The sequence below is a fragment of the Nocardiopsis exhalans genome, from assembly GCF_024134545.1.
Classification (GTDB): Bacteria; Actinomycetota; Actinomycetes; order Streptosporangiales; family Streptosporangiaceae; genus Nocardiopsis; species Nocardiopsis exhalans.
The window spans coordinates 2,713,207-2,727,680 of sequence record NZ_CP099837.1 but is presented as its reverse complement, the minus strand read 5'-3'; the positions used below and the strand labels follow the sequence as shown (position 1 = coordinate 2,727,680).

Annotated in this window: 14 protein-coding genes, 1 tRNA gene and 1 pseudogene; 8 read left to right on the top strand and 8 right to left on the bottom strand. The window is 69.5% G+C overall.

The features are described 5' to 3' along the window. Positions 1 to 79 precede the first annotated feature (79 nt). Entirely contained in the window at positions 80 to 1,147 is a 1,068-nt protein-coding gene (locus tag NE857_RS12195) for a DUF2157 domain-containing protein (RefSeq protein WP_254421080.1), read from the top strand. A 608-nt stretch (positions 1,148 to 1,755) separates the two neighbouring features. Here NE857_RS12195 and NE857_RS12190 read toward each other — a convergent pair. Continuing rightward, positions 1,756 to 2,601 (bottom strand): NAD(P)H-binding protein, encoded by an 846-nt coding sequence (locus tag NE857_RS12190; RefSeq protein WP_254421079.1) that lies wholly within the window; start codon positions 2,599 to 2,601, stop codon positions 1,756 to 1,758. Further along, a complete protein-coding gene (locus NE857_RS12185) occupies positions 2,598 to 3,053 on the bottom strand; it encodes a nuclear transport factor 2 family protein (RefSeq protein WP_254421078.1) in 456 nt (151 codons plus the stop codon). The genes NE857_RS12190 and NE857_RS12185 overlap by 4 nt, the downstream gene beginning before the upstream one ends. Before the next feature lie 95 nt (positions 3,054 to 3,148). Between NE857_RS12185 and NE857_RS12180 the strand changes: the two genes are divergently transcribed. Next, a complete protein-coding gene (locus tag NE857_RS12180) occupies positions 3,149 to 3,766 on the top strand; it encodes a TetR/AcrR family transcriptional regulator (protein WP_254421077.1) in 618 nt (205 codons plus the stop codon). 73 nt (positions 3,767 to 3,839) lie between these two features. Here NE857_RS12180 and NE857_RS12175 read toward each other — a convergent pair whose 3' ends face one another. Further along, on the bottom strand, positions 3,840 to 5,276 hold the full coding sequence (locus NE857_RS12175) for an aldehyde dehydrogenase (protein WP_254421076.1): 1,437 nt from the start codon (positions 5,274 to 5,276) through the stop codon (positions 3,840 to 3,842). Between the two features lie 142 nt (positions 5,277 to 5,418). On the opposite strand from NE857_RS12175, the gene NE857_RS12170 reads away from it, so the two are divergent. Beyond that, the gene (locus tag NE857_RS12170; RefSeq protein ID WP_254421075.1) at positions 5,419 to 6,096 is read left to right on the top strand and encodes a TetR/AcrR family transcriptional regulator; all 678 of its coding nucleotides are present in this window, start codon (positions 5,419 to 5,421) and stop codon (positions 6,094 to 6,096) included. Between the two features lie 230 nt (positions 6,097 to 6,326). On the opposite strand, the pseudogene NE857_RS12165 reads toward NE857_RS12170, so the two are convergent. The 3 genes and pseudogenes from NE857_RS12165 to NE857_RS12155 form a co-directional block, all read right to left on the bottom strand. Continuing rightward, positions 6,327 to 6,969: pseudogene (locus NE857_RS12165) on the bottom strand (transposase); the annotation flags it as partial. Positions 6,970 to 7,269: 300 nt separating this feature from the next. After that, the gene (locus NE857_RS12160) at positions 7,270 to 8,043 is read right to left on the bottom strand and encodes a CE1 family esterase (RefSeq protein WP_254421074.1); all 774 of its coding nucleotides are present in this window, start codon (positions 8,041 to 8,043) and stop codon (positions 7,270 to 7,272) included. Between the two features lie 18 nt (positions 8,044 to 8,061). Beyond that, positions 8,062 to 8,958 (bottom strand): alpha/beta fold hydrolase, encoded by an 897-nt coding sequence (locus NE857_RS12155; RefSeq protein ID WP_254421073.1) that lies wholly within the window; start codon positions 8,956 to 8,958, stop codon positions 8,062 to 8,064. 83 nt (positions 8,959 to 9,041) lie between these two features. Here NE857_RS12155 and NE857_RS12150 point away from each other — a divergent pair, with 83 nt between their 5' ends. Together NE857_RS12150 and NE857_RS12145 are read left to right on the top strand one after the other, a co-directional pair. Beyond that, a complete protein-coding gene (locus NE857_RS12150) occupies positions 9,042 to 9,620 on the top strand; it encodes a TetR/AcrR family transcriptional regulator (protein WP_254421072.1) in 579 nt (192 codons plus the stop codon). Positions 9,621 to 9,989: 369 nt separating this feature from the next. Further along, a complete protein-coding gene (locus tag NE857_RS12145) occupies positions 9,990 to 10,391 on the top strand; it encodes a tyrosine-type recombinase/integrase (RefSeq protein WP_254421071.1) in 402 nt (133 codons plus the stop codon). Positions 10,392 to 10,401: 10 nt separating this feature from the next. On the opposite strand, the gene NE857_RS12140 is transcribed toward NE857_RS12145, so the two are convergent. Continuing rightward, positions 10,402 to 10,475: transfer RNA gene (locus NE857_RS12140), tRNA-Pro, on the bottom strand. A 188-nt stretch (positions 10,476 to 10,663) separates the two neighbouring features. Here NE857_RS12140 and NE857_RS12135 point away from each other — a divergent pair. Together NE857_RS12135 and NE857_RS12130 are read left to right on the top strand one after the other, a co-directional pair. Continuing rightward, the gene (locus NE857_RS12135) at positions 10,664 to 11,608 is read left to right on the top strand and encodes a helix-turn-helix domain-containing protein (RefSeq protein WP_254421070.1); all 945 of its coding nucleotides are present in this window, start codon (positions 10,664 to 10,666) and stop codon (positions 11,606 to 11,608) included. Between the two features lie 47 nt (positions 11,609 to 11,655). Next, entirely contained in the window at positions 11,656 to 12,216 is a 561-nt protein-coding gene (locus NE857_RS12130; RefSeq protein WP_254421069.1) for a dihydrofolate reductase family protein, read from the top strand. Positions 12,217 to 12,321: 105 nt separating this feature from the next. Here the strand turns inward: NE857_RS12130 and NE857_RS12125 are convergent, their stop codons facing one another. Then, positions 12,322 to 12,819, bottom strand: coding sequence for a 2-thiouracil desulfurase family protein (locus tag NE857_RS12125; RefSeq protein WP_254421068.1), 498 nt, complete (start codon positions 12,817 to 12,819; stop codon positions 12,322 to 12,324). Between the two features lie 98 nt (positions 12,820 to 12,917). Between NE857_RS12125 and NE857_RS12120 the strand changes: the two genes are divergently transcribed. After that, positions 12,918 to 14,372, top strand: a complete 1,455-nt coding sequence (locus tag NE857_RS12120; protein ID WP_254421067.1) for an MFS transporter — start codon at positions 12,918 to 12,920, stop codon at positions 14,370 to 14,372. The last annotated feature ends 102 nt before the right edge of the window (positions 14,373 to 14,474 follow it).

Here is a 14,474-nt window from a genome sequence, read left to right as displayed (position 1 = left end):
CAGTCACCAAGGCATCCGCACCGCGGGGCCGGGGCGGACGGCAGAGGGCGGTTCGTGGACGATGGGAAGGCGGCACCTGATGCAGGCACGCGATGGGGATCACGCTGAGGCGTTGCGCAGGCTGGTCGAACAGGGGGTGATCGACCGCGGGCAGGCCGACGCGGTCGTCGCCGCTCTGGAGGCGACCGAGGGGCGCTCCGAGACCAAGAGCCGCTGGGCGGAGGTACTGGGCTATGTCGGCGGCGGGCTGGTGCTGGCGGCCGTGGTCACGTTCATGGCCACCGCATGGGACGCCTTGGACGTAGGCGTGCGGATCACCCTGCTCGCGGTGGTCGCCGCCGTGCTCGTCGGCGCGGGGTTCGCCATGGCCGGAGGCCGGTCCCTGCTGCTCCGGTCGGCGGAGACCGCCCCGGTTCGCCGCCGGATCGGTGGTGCCCTGTTCGCGTTGGCGTCGCTCTCCGCGGCCTTCGCCGTCGCCGAAGCCATGGAGGAAGCACTACCTGCCGAGTTCGTACCGAGCGCTGCCACCTGGGCCTCCGCTGCCGGGCTGGCAGTCGCCGTGACCGCCTACGCGCTGCTGCGCTCCGCGCCCGGGCTGGTGGCCGTTTGGGGCATGAGCGCATTCCTCGTCGGTTTCGGAGTGCAGGAGGTGGTTTACGAGCTCGTCGGCTCGGACAGCGGGAGCGGATTCTCCTCCACCGGCTGGCAGACCGCGTCCTCGGCAGCCGGTGCGGGTCTGCTCCTCCTCGGCGTGATCGGGATCGCCCTCGCGGTGGTTGGCGTGCTGCGCGAGCAGGGGACCGCGGTCGGGCTCGGCGCGGTGACCTCCTACACGGGTGCGCTGATGCTGGAAACGCCGGTGAACCACGTCGCCGAACTCGCCGTCACGGCGGGCCTGTTCACCCTGTTCGCGCTCTGGCGTTCGACGGCGCGCGGCCCCGGCTCGGCGCTCGTGTTCGGCGTGCTCGCCGCCACGGTCTCGGTTCCGCGGCTCGTCTGGGAGCTCACCGACGGTGAGGTGTCGGCAGCCGGTGTCCTACTCGTCGCGGGCGCCGTACTACTCGTCGCCAGCGCGGTCGGCATCCGTCTGCGCCAGCGAGCCGCCGCGAAACGGGCCAGACCCCGCACGGCACCGGACACCCCGTAGCCTCGGCCCCGCTCACGGCTTTGCCCAGACCCCCGGTGCGGCCCCGCCCCGTCGGGGACACGGAAAGGGCCGGCCCAAAGGTGGCCCCTGATCTGATCCTGTTTCCAGCGGCGCAGACCCCCGGCTTCAGCCGTGGGGAGGAAGTCACGTTGCTCTGTCGGGACAGCGGGATCTGAACCCACGGCCCCTTGCCCCGTCCAAGGTGGACCTGGCCGCAAGAGGTCGAGGAAGGTCGTCGAAACCCACGAAACACCTGGCCAGAGCAAGGGCACTGGCCACCTGCGGTAGGGAACGGTCACGGAGGGGCACCCGTGGCTTCCCTCTTCCTCCCCCACATCCGCCCCACCAAGCAGAGCGTCAATCTCACGAGTGGCCGCGCCTCCAACCGAGGAGGGCCTGTCAGGACCAGCAGCCGGGACCCACCGGACACGCCCCGGTCCAGCGCCCCGGAACAGAATGAGGCGGCGCCCCGTCGGAGTTTTCCGGCGGGGCGCCGTCGTGTGTCGGGCAGCACGCTTGTCTGGCCGGAGCCGACCGCCCCACATCCGTGGAGGGCTGGGGCGAGAAGAGCCGTGTTCACGAGGCGCCTGGCCAGGTGTCCGCACCGCTCAGAAGTGGTCCCGGTGTGCCCGGACGAACTCCGCGAATGACCGGGCGGGGCGGCCGGTGAGATCGGAGACCGTGGTGGTGACCCACTCCTGCCCACCGTCGCGGATGTCCGCGTCGAGTCCGGCGAGCAGGGTGGCGAACTCCTCCGGCACACCCCCGGACACCAGGCGGGAGACCAGTTCGGCCACGCCCACGGAGCGGTGGCGGACCTTCCGTCCCGTGACCCGGGAGACGACGGCCGCCGCGTCCGCGTAGCTCAGCGGTTCGGGGCCGGTGATCACGTGCGCGGTGTCATGCGACACGGTGTCCGCCAGAGCCCGAACCGCCACGGCCGCGATGTCAGCGGGGTCCACGAACGCGACCCGGCCTTGCCCGGTGGCGGTCACGATCTCACCGCTTGTTCTGATGCCCGCCCCGACGGGATGGTCCCCCAGGAAGTTCTGCATGAACCAGGAGGGCCGCAGCACCGTCCACTCCGGTACGGTCCGGCGCACCATCCGGTGCAGGGCACCCGGTCCCGGTGCTCCCTCGTCGACCGCGGACGAGCTCAACAGCACCACCCGGCGCACCCCCGCGCTCAGTGCCATGGCCAGGAAGGGTTCGACCATCGGCTCGGGTGCGGCCACGCCGATCGGCGCGACCAGGTACACGCGTTCGACCCCCTCCAGGACCGGGGCGTGGGTGGACGGGTCGGCCCAGTCGAACCGGACGTGCTCGGGGTCTGCCTCGTTCGGCTTCCTGGTCGCGATCCTGACCGCGACCCCCTCATCGCGCAACCCCCGCGCGACCCGGCTGCCTGTGGTCCCCGTACCCCCGGTGACGAGCACCGTGCCCGAGGAGCTCACGCGGCGGCCCCGCCCTCGGGGAAGGGGTTCGGCTCACCGGCGGTCCCGCCCATGACCTCCTGGGCGGCCAGCGGGTCCCAGTAGTCGCGGTAGTGGGCGATCTCGCCGTTGCGCGCGGTGACGACGGCGACGTAGGCCAAACGGTAGTCGCGTCCGGTCGCCACGGCCACGCCCGTCACCTCGAGTTCGGCGATCACCACGTTCGGGTCGGTGGTGACGTGCACGGTCCGCTCGGGCACTGCCCGCACGTCCATGTGGTCGGTGTAGTGGCGCAGGTACTCGCGAACGGCGGTTCGGCCCTCGAGCCGCCGGGGAGCGCCTTGCGGGGCGAACGGGAACTCCATGGTCCCGTCCTCGGCCCACAGGTCGGCGAAACCGAGCATGTCCTTGGCCAGTAGCAGCCGCACACCCTCGTCGATCAGGGCGCTGGCGCTCTTGGGTGACTCACCCATCGGAGGCATCCTTACTGCAATACGGACGATACGGTACCGTCTCGACCACAACCATAGCCGGACGGTACCGTCTCGTCCACACGTATGATGGCGGGATGAGCGAAAAGGTGCGACGCAACCCGACCGGTGCCGCGGTCCTGCGCCCCCAGGTCACCTCGGCCATCTCCGCAGCCGTCCTGGACGAACTGGCCGAGCAGGGCTACGGGCGGCTGTCGATGGAAGCCGTGGCCAAACGGGCCGGGACCGGCAAGAGTTCGCTGTACCGGCGGTGGCCGTCCAAACAGGAGATGGTGATCGCGGCACTGGCGGAGTTCAGCGTCCCGATGGGCGAGGTCCCCGACACCGGGTCCTTCGCCGGTGACCTGCGCGCCACCCTGGAGGCGGTGCACGCCTGGCTGGCCCACCCCCGCTTCTCGCCGATCCTGCCCGACCTGTCCGCGGAGGCCGGACGCAACCCGGCGCTGGCCCAGGCGATCCACACGGCCGTGGGAGAACCCCGTCGCGAACTCGGAGCGGCCACCCTGCTCCGCGCGATCGAACGTGGCGAACTCCCGACCGACACCGATCTCGAACTCGCGCTCGATCTGATCGCCGCACCCTTGTACTGGCGCATGAACGTGCGCCGGGTCGATCTCGGACCCGGTTACCTCGACGGCCTGGTCGCCCACCTGTTGCGAGCCCTGGAGGCCCGACCCGCACCGGAGCGCCCCTGATCCGGGTGGCGCCGGCCACCCGGGCGAGGACCTCGACGGGTGATCCATGCGTCGGCCATGCATCACCCATTGCTCAATAGGCGATGGTCTGGTGCTCGATGTACTGGGAGAGGCCGATCGTGCCGAACTCGCGGCCGATCCCACTGGCCCTGAAGCCACCGAACGGAGCCGATGGAGAGATGGACGCCCCGTTCACCGTGAGGTAGCCGGACCGGATCCTGCGGGCGACGGCCGCGCCGTGTTCGGGGTCGGCCGTCCATACCCCACCCCCGAGCCCGTATGGGGAGTCTTCGGCGATCCGGACGGCCTCGTCCTCGTCCCCGAACGGGATGACGGAGAGCACCGGCCCGAATATTTCCTCCTGCGCGATCCGCATCCCGTTGTCCACGCCGGTGAAGACGGTCGGGCGCACGTAGTAACCACCCTCAAGCCCCTCAGGCACACCCGGTCCGCCGGCAGCCACTCGGGCCCCCTCGGACACGCCCAGTTCGAGATAGTCCAGAACCCGCCTCTGCTGTTCGGCTCGGACCATCGGCCCGACATAGGTGCCCGGGTCCGCCGGATCACCGACTTCGAGGGAGTCGACCATGGCCGCCAGCTCGGAGACGAACTCGGCGTAACGGCTGCGTGGCGCGAGGATCCTCGTGTGTGCCACACAGTTCTCACCGTTGTTAGCGAGGGAGAGTGTCTTCAGGCGAGCGACCGTGTCGTCGAAATCCGCGTCCGGGAGGACGATCGACGCGGACTTGCCGCCCAGTTCCAAGCTGACTCGCTTGAGCTGCTGACCTGCGATGGAAGCGATCCGCCTTCCGGCGGCGGTCGATCCGGTGAAGGCGATCTTGTCGATGCCAGAGTGCGAAACGAGGTATTCGCTCGTCTCCCTCCCCGCTGGGAGGATACTGACCACTCCCTCGGGAAACCCGGCCCGCTCGACGATCTCGGCAAGCGCCAGGGCGTCGAGCGCGGTCTCCGGCGAGGCCTTGAGGACCACGGTGCAGCCCGCCAGTAGCGCGGGCACCATCTTCGCAAGCGCCGACTGATGTGGTGCGTTCCACGGGATGACCGCGGCCACCACCCCCACCGGTACGCGGCGCACCACGGTGCGCGTATCGCCGACGGCTCCGATCTGCGCCTCCCAGTCCGGCTCCCGCGCGGCCCGCAGGTACGCGTGGTTCTGCTCTGGAATCCCGGACGCGTGCAACCACCGGGTGAACCACAGGGGTGATCCGTTCTCCGAGGTCACCAGCGACGCGAGCTCCTCAGCGCGTCCGGCGTGCAGGTCGCACAGACGTGCGACGGCCGTGAGTCGTTCCTGTGCTGACAGTCGGGGCCAGGGACCCTCGTCAAAAGCACGGCGTGCCGCCAGCACCGCTCGGTCGACGTCGGTCGGCCTGGCGTAGGGCGTGGTGCCGATGAGCGCGCGGTCGTGAGGCGACCGCACCTCCAGGACACCGGGCGCACTCGGTTCGCGCCACTGCCCCCCGATGTACAGGGTGTCGAAGGCTTTCATCGTGGCTCGCTCCCCTTGAAGTCGTCTGCCCACCGAGTGATCCCGGCAGACAGCGACCAACTTAGCGGTCCAGTGGACCGATATCAAGAGTCCACTGGACCGCTAAGCTTTGATCCGACGGTTCGAACTTGGAGGAACGCTGATGACCGGCCGGCCCGCCACCGAATTCCAGCGCGCGCGACGACCCGAGCAGCAGGATCAACGTCGCTCGGCGATCCTGGAGGAGGCCGAGGCACTTCTCGCCGACGTACCGGTGCAGGACCTGAGCCTGCGCGAGCTCAGCAGGCGGCTCGGCACGCCGAAGAGCAATGTGGTGCGCTACTTCGGGACCCGGGAGGGTGTACTGCTCGAACTACTCCAGCGCGGCCGTGACCGCTGGCTCCTCGCTCTGGAAAGCGAGCTCGGCTCCGGCCCCGGAGGTTCCGGGCCGCTGGTCGAGAGCTGGGCCCGCACACTGGCCGCGGACCCGCTCCTGTGCCAGCTGTGGAGCCAGTTGGCAACCGTGCTCGAACGCAACGTCTCCGTCGATTCGATCCGCCGCCACAAGCTCGCCGAGTTGGAGCACCGACAGCGTCTGGCCCGGTTGGTCCGGTGCCGCGTCCCCGGGATCGGTGACGCGGGCGCGCTTCACATGACCCGAGTCGCGACCGTGGCGTTGGCCGGCCTCTGGCCCTTCTGCAGCCCGACCCAGGCGATGACGGAGGCCACCGCCGATCCCCGACTGCACGAATCCCGTATGGACTTCGCCACCGCGTACGCCGACATCCTCGGCATCACGTTGACCGGGCTGCTCGCCCGGGAGCGGGCGAGCGAGACGTAGGGCGTAGCGTCACCCTCACCCGTGGCTCTGGTCCACACACGCGGAGGCAGACTCCGGCCCGGCTCGCCTCCCGTCCATGACCAGTCACGCCGCCCGAGCGAGATCGAGCACCTGTTGGCGAGCACACCGGACTGCGTCCATTCGGACAGATCCCGATGGACAGCCGGATGCGCGGTGCCACCGCCAGCCGGAAGCACTTCGATGTCGCGGTGGTCCTGGAACCCATCTCCTTTGGTGAGTCGGAGGAAGCAAATCAACGTGCAGGCGATACGGACGAACACGAGGAAACACCCTGCCTCGCGCTCGTAGTGGCGGTGGGCTCGGCGGCACCCGGCCAGCCACAGGCCATGGTGCGTTCGACCTGCCTCCGGTGCCGCCCCGCCGTTTTGAGGGCTCCAGGCCCTGCGGGTCAAGCGATGGAGATCGCGCGTTCGCGGAGCCGTCGGCGAGGGTGGCGGCAATCGCAGTCCTTGTCTCCGTGGTTCTTGCCTCTTCTGCGCCGCCCGCGGCCCCGTCTGGAGCTGATGGGAGATACCGCGCGAACCAAGGGTTGCCAAGCTCGACTGTCATGCAGGTTCGCCCAGGACCGGGCGGTGCGGCTTCGCGCACGCGCGGGCTCCACTCCCCCGGGCGGAACGCCGGTGCGCCGTGGGCCCGTAGGAACCGGAGGACCCGAACACCGATGGGAGCTGAGCCCACCTGCAGCCGGTGGTCGCCACGAAGATGATCGCGGCCAATACCTCGCGGCCCCGAGTCTGCTCCAGCCACCACCCTGACGCCCGGTGGGCGCCTCGGGCACCCCCGCTGGAACAGCTCCCCCGGCCCGTCCGGCGGCGAACGCTCGACTATCGCGCTGGGCCAGAGAATCCACATGAGACGGACTCTCAGTAGCCGGACGGATTTCGCCAAGGGCGGCGACCAGTCCGGATGCGAGACTGAAGGAGCCGTTGATCGAACGACCGTTGTCGAGCTTGGTTGCTGCCGGTCTCGTCCCAGCTCCGGTGCCGCGGCCCTGGGCCGAGGACGAGTCCGCTGGCAGCTACTTCGCCTGCCCGTAGCTGTGGGGAACCCGACCGGTAGTCCGGGAAACGGTGGCAGGTCAGGGCAACCCGGATCCACAACCGAAGTGCTCTGTCTCATCGCTGCGACAGCTGCTCGGCGAATGAAGCGGGTTCACAGGGCGAGGAAGTCGCGAATCTCCTCGCCTGTGTCGATGTCGTGATGGGAAGGACCCACGATCGGCGGGGCCGTCCTGCGGTTCGGGATGACGTGCCCGGCGCCGGTCTGCGTGATCAGACGCACCCGGGCCCAGTCGTACCGGGTGCTCGTGGCGGACCGCGTCACGGTGGGTTCGGCTCCGCCAGCGTACGCCGCGGCGGTGTCAAGGGCGGACCTGATCGGGCCGCGCGCACTTCCGAAGAGGCTGGTCGCACCTCCGTCGGCTGGCATGACCTTGTCGCCGGTGCCCTGGAGAAGCAGGACGGGGACCTCGTCGGGCGCGGTGTCGTTGAGCGCGAAGTCCTCCGACACCGGAAGCCCTGCGGCGATGAACACGGCTCCGGACAGGTGCCCGCGCGTTTCACGGATGAAGCGGTGCAGCATCTGTCCGCCGTTGGAGTAACCGATCACGACCGCGGGCCGGTCGAACAGGTCGATGACCGCGCGGATGAAGGCGACGTCGTCGATGTCCTTCTTCTGGGCAGCGGAGGTCTTGGTGATGCGGCCGTCGTTCCAAGCGCGCCGGTACCCGTCCAGGTACACCAGGTCGGCGCCGACGGTGCCGGCGAGGGCATCGAGGGTGCGGCCGCTGAACCTCCGCATGGCCGCCCCGGTCTGCGTGGTGCCGTGCAGTGCCAGCAGCAGCGGTGCTCCCGGCTTCGGTTCGGTCGGGGCGATGTACCGGTAGCTGCGCCGATCGGCGCCTACCTGGATGGTGAGTTTTTCCATGACTGTCAACCCCTGGGGTTAGGCGGTGAGGAACGCGGTCAGTTCGGTGGTGAGCCAGCCGGGAGCTTCCTCGGCGAGGAAGTGGCCGACTCCGGGAGCGATCACGCCGGTGACGTCGGCCGCGGCGTGCCGCATGGCTTCGGCGACGCTGGCGCCGGCACCGTATTGGCCGCCGATAGCGAGAACCGGTATCGGTAGCGGTCCCGCCGCCATCAGCGCGCCGATCTGTTCCGCGGTGGTTTCGTCGCGGTAGAACTCGAAGCTGGCGTGCAGTGCTGCTGGATCGCGGACCGCGTCGACGTACAGGGCGACCGCGTCCGGGGAGATCGCGTCCGGGTGAGCCGCTTTGGAGGTGAACTGGTGGCCGAAGTAGACCTCCTCCCGGCCGGAGACCATCCGCTCGTTGATCTCCGCCAGCCGGTTGAAAGCGAAGTGCCACAGGTACTCGTTCTGCGGCTTCGGCATAAGGAGCGGGGGCGAGGGAGATACCCCCGGCAGGACGGACTCACCGACCACGAGCTTGGTAACACGCCTGGGGTGGGTCGCGCTCAGTGTGTAGCCCACGAGCATGCCCAGGTCGTATCCGGCCACCGCGAACGACTCGTGCCCGAGCCGGGTCATCAGCCCGGCCATGTCCCCGGCCAGCGCGGCGACGTCGTACCCCCTGGCTGGCTTGTCGCTGCCGCCGACTCCGCGCACGTCGGCGGCGACCACGCTGAAGTGCTCCGCCAGCTCCGGCATGATCAACCGCCACTGGTACCAGAACTGCGGCCACGCGGGCAGAAGCAGCAGTGGCGGTCCCTGTCCACCGACCACCGCGTGGATCCGTACGCTGCCGACATCGACGGTCCGACTGGTGAACTGGTCGGCGAACCCCTCGGGCAGAGCCGGGACCTGGTCAACGGTGAAAGACACGGGTACTCCTGAGGCCTAATCGGATAAATTATCTCTTTGAACGTAGCACAAAAACAGATAAGTCATCCGCTATGCTCGTGTCCATGGCAGAGCAGGCGAAGCTACGCAGGGACGCTGTCCGAAACCGGCAGCGCATCCTCGATGCCGGCCGCGGTTTCGTGCAGGACGGGCACCCACTGCAACTCAACGAGGTGTCGCGGGCCGCCAAACTCGGTGTGGCGACGGTCTACCGGCACTTCCCGTCCCCGGAGGCGCTGCTGGAAGCCCTGGCCAGGCCAGGAATCGAACAGCTGCTGGCCGAGGGGCGCAACGCACTGGCGACACCCGACCACTGGGCCGCGCTCCGTGGCTTCCTCCGGGCCGGGCTACGGGCGCAGTTGGCCGACCCGACCCTGCAACCGGTCTTCTCCTCACCCGAACCGGTCACCGAGGAGACCACCGAGTTGTGTGCCGAACTCGATGAGACCCTCGCGACGCTTCTGGGCCGCGCGAAGGCCGACGGCCTCATCGCCCCCGACATGCAGCCGGGCGACGTGCTCCCGCTCATGTGCGGCATCGCCCACGCGGTTCGCCTGCGGACCGAGGGCAACAGCGACGACGTCCACGGGACCATCGACCGATACCTCGACACACTGCTCACCGGGCTGCGCGCCCACCTGTGAACAGCGGATTCGTCCTCGTCGCCGAGGAGCGTCCCAACGCCTCGCACGAGGGTGCCGCGCGTCGTGTTCCGCCGCCAGGCAGCAGTGAGCAGTTCTGACGCAGGCACACCCGCACCGCCAACGCGCGCGCCACTGAGACGCTCACCACCCAACGCCGCGGGAGCGCTCGGGGCAGGGCGCGTCCGAGTTCCCGAGAGCTCGGGTTCGTGACTGATCTCGAAGAACGGGAGCGCGTGTTCGGGTAGGCACCGGATCGCAGGAGTGGTCTTGGCGATGTTGACCGATCCCGCCACCTTCAGCAAGCCAACCGCCAGGTTGCGCAACGCGGTCATCACCCGGGGGAACGCCCAGGCCCGCTAGCGCCTGGCGGTGGCGGAGCTGTGGCAGGACAACAGCCTGGTGCTCTGCGCACGCGTCGGCACCCCGTTGGACCGCCACAACGTCCTGCGGGAGCTGCGTACGATCACGGGAAAGGCGGGATTGAACGAGAGGGAGTGGACCGCGCGAGAGCCGCGGCACACGTTCGTGTCCCTCCTGTCCGACCACGAGGTGAGCATCGAGGAGATCTCCCTGTTGGTCGGACACAACGACACCACCGAACGTGTCTACCGCCGCCAGCCACGACCGTTGCGCCGATCCGCGGCAACCGCGGTGAACGAGACGCCGCACGACGCGGGACAACACCCCGCACGACCCCGGTTCCACCCCACTCCTACCCCACCAGAGACGCAGAAAGGGGCCCACCAGATGGTGGACCCCTCTACGAACTGAAACTTCCCTGTCGGGACGGCGGGATTTGAACCCACGACCCCTTGACCCCCAGTCAAGTGCGCTACCAAACTGCGCTACGTCCCGGCCGCTGGGCAGTCGCCGTGTCCGGCGCTGCCAACGGGGACGACTCTATCGCATCTCCCGGAGCGTTCGCACCATGGTTTCAGCTCTCAGGGGACCGGTTGACGACAGGGTCCGGCCGCCACTCCACCCGCCGACACTGCGCAAGAACGGTCAAGCGACGGTGGGGTCTCCGCGAACATACTGGTCACATGACCGAACCCACCACCGAACCCCCTTCCGGGCGGGACCGTCTGCGTGAACTGCTCGACGCGGTCCTGTCCGAGGACAACACCCGGCTCAGCGAGATGGCCGGGCAGGCGCACGCCTCGCCCTTCCACTTCAGCCGGGTGCTGTCCCGGGACACCGGCGAGTCCCCGGTGGCGCTGCGCCGCCGGGTCCTGCTGGAGCGGGCCGCCTGGCAGATCGGGCAGGGCACCAGCGTCACCGACGCGGCGTTCACGGCCGGATACGAATCCGTGGAGGGGTTCACGCGGGCCTTCGCACGCGCCTTCGGTCATCCGCCCAGCGCCACCACGGCGGGCAGCGGCCGCTGGCTGCCCGCGCCCAACGGCGTCCACTTCCACCCGCCGATCCACCTGTGGGTGGAGGAGCAACCGAAAGGCCGCCCCAGCATGGACGTGACCACGCTCCAGGTCCACCACGACGTCGACGACACCGCGCTGCTGATCCGGCTCGCCGCGGACCTGCCCGAGGCGGAGTACCGCAAGGTCCGCGAACCGGGCCGGACGACGCTGACCTGGGACGGCCCGGAGGAGTCCATCGCCACCACCCTGGACCGCCTGGTGCGGGCCAAGGAGATGTGGCTGGCCTCCATCGAGGGCGCGGACACCCCCGAGCACGGGGGCGACGACCCGGAGTCGCTGCGGCTGCGGCACGAGGACGCGGGGTCACGCTGGATCGCCGCCGTCACCGACATCGGACGGCGGGACGCCTGGGGCGACCGGCTCATCGACGCCCTGTGCGACCCGCCGGAGAGCTTCCTGCTCGGCGGAGTGGTCGCTCACGTGCTCACCTACTCGGCGCACCGCAGGCTGAGCGTTCGGCACATGCTGCGAGCGGCCGGGGTCGGGGCGGACCACGGCGACCCGCTGGAGTGGTTGCAGGAGCGGTACGAGCGGGCCCGAAAAGTCTGAAACCGGCGGAACCGGTACGAAGCATCGAGGAAACGGGGAGAAACCACATGAGCAGAACCGTCTACGAGACCGCCACCAGCCTGGACGGGTTCATCGCCGACCAGGACAACTCGCTGGAGTGGCTGTTCGCCGTGGAGGGCGGGCACTCGGACGAGGAGGACACCGAGGCACTCGACTCGACCGCCGAGTTCATCAAGAGCGCCGGGGCCATCGTGATGGGTGCGACCACCTACGAGTGGATCCACGAGCACGAGGGCGACAAGCCCTGGCCGTACGCGGTGCCCACCTGGGTGCTCACCCACCGGGAGCTCCCCCGGGTCGAGGGCGACCTCAGGTTCACCAGCGCCGACACCGACCAGGAACTGCGGGACCTGCACGCGGAGATGAGCAAGGCCGCCGACGGCCGCGACATCTGGGTGGTCGGCGGCGGACGGATCGCCGCCGACCTGGCCCGGCTGGGCCTGTTGGACGAGATTCGGGTGTCCGTCGCGCCGGTCAGCCTGGGCGGCGGGGCGCCCCTGCTGGACGGACGGGTCCAGCTGCGCCCGCTGGAGGCCAAGCTCGCGGGCGCCTTCGCCTGCCTGCGCTACGAGGTCGTCAAGGACTGATCCGAGCCCCGGGTCCGGGCTGGGGGGCGTCGCCACCACGGCGGCGCCCCCGGCATGTGTCCGGGGCCTGCTCGTTCTCCGGAAGGCTCAGCCCTCCGGAACACTTCAGTCCTGTTCCAGGCCCCGGAGCCGGTCCGCCGCCTGCGCGACCTCGTTCTCGTTGAACACCACCACCCCGTGCTCGCGGAGCAGGTGCGCGGTCACGCCCTCCCCCGGCACCTTGCGCCCCTGGAAGGTCCCGTCGTAGACCTCGTGCAGCCCGCACGAGGGACTGGATTCCTTGAGCAGGGCCAACACCACCCCGTGGGTCTGGGCGGTGGCCAGGGCCGAACGCGCCCCGGACACGAAGTGGTCGGTCACGTCCGCGCCCTCGGGGGTGAGGATGCGGGCCCGGCCGGCGAGCACGTCAGCGGCGTCCGCGTCAGGTTCGATCTCGGCGGGCGGTCTGGGTACGGACAGCCCCCCGGCGATCTCGGGGCAGTGCACGACCAGGCGCCCCTCCTCCCGCCAGCGGGTGACCGTGTCGTCCCCCACCGGTTTGGCCCGTCCGTCGTAGCGGACCCGGCGGCCCATCAGGCAGGCACTGACCAGCACTTTGCGCATGCTGCAACGCTACCCGCGGACGACACGTACACCTCCCACGCTTTCGTCACCCAAGGTGCTTATCTATGTACTCCAGGTGATTTCACCCAGGGAGAGACGTGAGCGAACAACCGCGTCAGGGGCAGCAGGCCCTGAAGACCGATCACAAGGCCACCCGCAAGGCCGTCACCGCCGCGGCGATCGGCAACGCGACCGAGTGGTACGACTTCGGTGTCTACAGCTATCTCGCCGTGACGATCGGGCTGGTCTTCTACCCGGCGCAGTCGCCCGGCGTGCAGCTCATCGCCACCTTCACCACTTTCGCCGCGGCCTTCCTCGTACGCCCGCTCGGCGGTATGTTCTTCGGCCCGCTCGGCGACCGGGTCGGCCGCAAGCACGTGCTGGCGTTCACCATGCTGCTCATGGCGGTCAGCACGTTCGCCATCGGCCTCATCCCCTCGGCCGCCACCATCGGCATCGCCGCGCCGATCCTGCTGCTGGTCGCCCGCATGCTGCAGGGCTTCTCCACCGGTGGCGAGTACGGCGGGGCCACCACGTTCATCGCCGAGTACGCGCCGGACAAGCGCCGCGGCTTCCTCGCCTCCTGGTTGGAGTTCGGCACGGTCAGCGGCTACGTCGGCGGCGCCGCCATCGTCACCGTGATGACCCTGCTGCTGGGCTCCGACACCATGCAGGACTGGGGCTGGCGGGTGCCGTTCCTGCTCGCCCTGCCACTCGGCGCGGTCGGCCTCTACCTGCGGCTCAAGCTGGACGACACCCCGGTCTTCAACCAGAACACCGACGGTTTCGCCAAGGACTCCCGGGGCGAGCGGCGCAAGGGCCAGCTGCGTGAGACCGTCGTGGGCCAGTGGCGCGCCATGGTGCTGTGCATCGGGCTGGTCCTGGTCTTCAACGTGAACAACTACATGGTGACCGCCTACCTGCCCACCTACCTGGAGGCGGAGCTGGGGTACAGCACGACCCTGGCCCTGGTGGTCACCCTGGGCGCGATGGTGTTCATGCTGGCCACGGTGACCCTGTTCGGGTTCATGAGCGACCGCGTGGGCCGCAGGCCGATCCTGCTCTCGGGCAGCGTCTTCGCGATCGTGCTGTCCCTGCCCGCTTTCTGGATGCTGCAACAGGGCAGCGTATGGACGGCGGCCCTGGGCGTGGTGGTGCTGGCGATCACCCTGGTGCACTTCTCCGGGGCGGCGCCCGCCGCGCTACCGTCCTTCTTTCCGACCAAGGTCCGCTACGGCGCGCTGGCGATCAGCTTCAACGTCTCGGTGGCGCTGTTCGGTGGCACCACCCCGCTGATCGCCGAGTCGTTGGTGCAGTCCACCGGCAACCTGTACTCGCCCGCCTGGCTGGTGATGGCCGCCGGGGCCGTGGGTGTGCTGGTGGTCTGGCGGATGAAGGAGAGCGCCGGGCAGCCGCTACCCGGCGCCCCGGCCATCCCGGTGCCCGAGCGCGAACCGGGCACGTCCGGGAAGCTGCCCTATCCGAGGAAGAGCGGTGATTTCGGATCGGGGATCCGCGGCAGCAACGTCCGCCGCCTGCCCTCGGACTCCTGACCGCTTCCGACCGTTCCTGACCGGCTCCCAGGACCGCACGACGAAAGGGGCGCTCCGCCACGACGGCGGAGCGCCCCTTCTGATGGCCTGTCGGCCGTGCCC